2 protein-coding genes (1 of these 2 cut by a window edge) are annotated in these 2,875 nt (G+C 70.0%); both read left to right on the forward strand.

Annotated elements, in window-relative coordinates; translation table 11 throughout:
* On the forward strand, window positions 1–1,856 hold the 3' portion of the coding sequence (locus K9U40_RS17105) for a M23 family metallopeptidase (RefSeq protein ID WP_282891343.1). 142 nt of this gene lie to the left of the window's left edge; the window shows 1,856 of its 1,998 coding nt (coding positions 143–1,998); the start codon falls outside the window, past its left edge; its stop codon occupies window positions 1,854–1,856.
* 196 nt (window positions 1,857–2,052) lie between these two features.
* A partial coding sequence (locus tag K9U40_RS17110; RefSeq protein ID WP_282891344.1) for a hypothetical protein occupies window positions 2,053–2,875 on the forward strand: 823 nt, incomplete at its 3' end.

Below are 2,875 nucleotides of genomic sequence, written 5' to 3' on the forward strand. Positions count from 1 at the left end.
TCATGCCGGAAAAGGTGCGCAACGCCATTCGCGGCGCCCTGGCGGTGGGCGAGCGCCCGGTCAATGCCGCCCGCAAGGGCGACCGCATGTCCCTGCTGGGTGATTCCGCGTCGGCACGGCAGACCTTCCGCGTCTCCACCGCCACCAAGATGGGCGACCGGGAGATCATCAAGGTGCGTCCGTTCACGCGCGTGTCGGCCAACCTCGCCATGAGCACCACCTCGGTCTCGGCCAATATCCCGCGCTTCAACCCGGCCCAGGTGGTGGCCGAATCCGTCTCCAAGGAAGAGACGGCGCCCCAGGCCGAGCCCACCGGCGAGGTCACCCTGGTGATGCGCGACCTGTCGAGCCTGCCGCAGAGCACCCGGCTCGGCGCCGGGACCCCCATGGAGAACGTGCTGGTCAAGGTGCGCGAGGTGGCCGAGCTGAGCCGCGCCCAGCCGGGCCAAGGTGGCGGCCAGGGCGGCGGGCCGGGCGCACTGCCGCCGACCATCGTAGGGGGGCCGGGCTTCGCTCCCGCCGCCTCTCCCACGCCCTACCTGTCCTATGCCAGTGTCGGCGACGCGCTGGGCCATGGCGGCGGCCTCGCGACGAGCGTCGTGCCCGGCGCCCACGCCCCCGCTCTGCCGCCCCAGCAGCAGGTCGCGCCGGGCAACATCAGCTTCGTGCCCAAGACCTCGGACGAGACCTCCGGCGGCAACGACTGGTCCGACACCGCCGTGGTGGTGAAGAAGGGCGACACCATCGCCTCCATCCTGATCGACAACGGCGTCTCCAAGGAAGACGCCCGCGCCGCCGCCGCCGCCTTCGGGCGCGGCCGGGACGGCCAGGTGAAGGACGGCCTGCGCATGCGCATGCTGCTCCAGGAGGAGAACAGGAAGGTCCGGCCGCTGCGCGTGTCGCTGTTCAGCGACCTCGGCCACGAGGGCACCGTCGCCCTCTCCGACAAGGACGAGTTCGTGAACGTGCCGGAGCCGTCCGAGACCGAGATCGCCGGCATCTCCGAGGATACGGACGACGACGACAGCGGGCCCGGCATCCGGCTCTATGAGAGCGTGTACGAGACCTGCCTGCGCAACGAGGTGCCGCGCAGCGTCATCGCCGACATCATCCGCGTCTATTCGTTCGACGTGGACTTCCAGCGCCGGGTGCGCCCGGGCGACAATTTCGAGATCCTGTTCTCCGACGATCCCGGCGCGCCCAACGACGTGCTCTATGCCGCGCTCACGGTGAACAAGGAGACGCGGCGCTACTACCGCTTCCAGACCGCCGACGACGGCGTGGTGGACTATTACGACGACGACGGAAAGAGCGCGAAGAAGTTCCTCGTGAGAAAGCCGCTGGCGGGTGGCATCATGCGCTCGCCGTTCGGCTATCGGCGCCACCCCATCCTCGGCTATTCCAAGCTGCACACGGGCGTGGACTGGGCCGATGCCATCGGCACTCCCATCTACGCGGCGGGCAACGGCACCATCATCTATGCCAACTGGAAGTCCGGCTACGGCAAGCACACGGAAATCCAGCACGCCAACGGCTATGTCAGCACCTATTCCCACCAGTCCGGCTTTGCCCGCGGCATCCGCGAGGGCACGACCGTGCGCCAGGGCCAGCTCATCGGCTATATCGGCACGACCGGCCTGTCCACCGGCCCGCATCTCCACTACGAGGTGAAGATCAACGGCAACTTCGTGGACCCCATGCGCATCAAGCTGCCGCGCGGCCGGGCGCTGGACGGCCGCTTCCTCGCGGAGTTCAAGAGGGAGCGTGAGCGCATCGAAGCGCTGCTGAGCCACGCGCCGGTGCCGCCGAAGGTGGCGGCCGCCAGCGCCGGCGCCAAGAAGGCGGCCAGCAACTGAGCGGTGAGCCGCTGGACTCGAGTAACTGGGCTGCGAGTATCCAAGGCTCGCCAGCCGTGATCAGCGCGCATCCGCCCACCTTACGGGCGGATGCGATAGCTTCGACGGCTATTTCCTCGCCGCGCGGAAGGGGCTTGAATGCGGGCGCGACATCGGTCAAGCCGAGACTGAAACCCGCCTCCATCGAGCCCTGCCCATGACCCGGACCCTCCTGAACCGAAGCGCACGCTGCGCTGTCCTGCTCGCGGTCGCGCTTCCGCTTGGCGCAGCCCTCGCCGGGCCGGCGGAGGACTACATCGTCGCCCGCAACAAGGCCACCGCCGCCATCGCCGCCGCAGTGAAGGCGAACCGGCCCGCGCCGCAGGTCGACAAGGCCGACCGCACCGCCCGGCGGGACCTGGAAAAGCGCATGGTCGCGCTTCTCGGCCCGCTGCGCTTCAAGGGGCTGGACCCAAAGCCGGCCTTCTCGCCGGACACGCTGGTGCCCGGCGATCTCGGCACCGATTCCCCGGACGGCCTCGTCTTCACCGACAAGGACGCCACCACCCATCTCCTCGTCTCGCCGGAGCCGGTGTTCGCCGACTGGCTGAAGGCCCGCGCCGCCGATGAGGGCGCGCCCGCCGTATTCAAGGCCGGCATCGCCGCCGCCGCGCGGGACGACTTCTTCTTCACCCTCACGGTGAGCCGCGACGCCGCCTTCACCACCTACGCGCCGCTGCCCCTCGCGCCCGCCCCGGGCGAGGACACCTACGCCGCCCTCGGCCTGTTCGCGCAGGACGGGACGGGCGATGCCCTGCCGGACAGCGTGGTGGTGCTGCGCGTGGCGGACGGGCGGGTGGCCGTGGCCGCCACCGAGGTGAAGCTGAAAGTGCCCCCCATGCCCGCCTGCACCGCCCTCTGGAAGGACGGCACCGCCAAGGCCGACGCCCTGCTGGCCGCCGCCCACAAGGACAGCCTTCCCGACGACCCGCGCGTGGGCCAGAGCTTCAAACTGCAGGAAGACGCCGCCACCGCGTATC

Source organism: Xanthobacter autotrophicus, assembly GCF_030015065.1.
In the GTDB taxonomy this organism is placed as follows: Bacteria; Pseudomonadota; Alphaproteobacteria; order Rhizobiales; family Xanthobacteraceae; genus Xanthobacter; species Xanthobacter autotrophicus_D.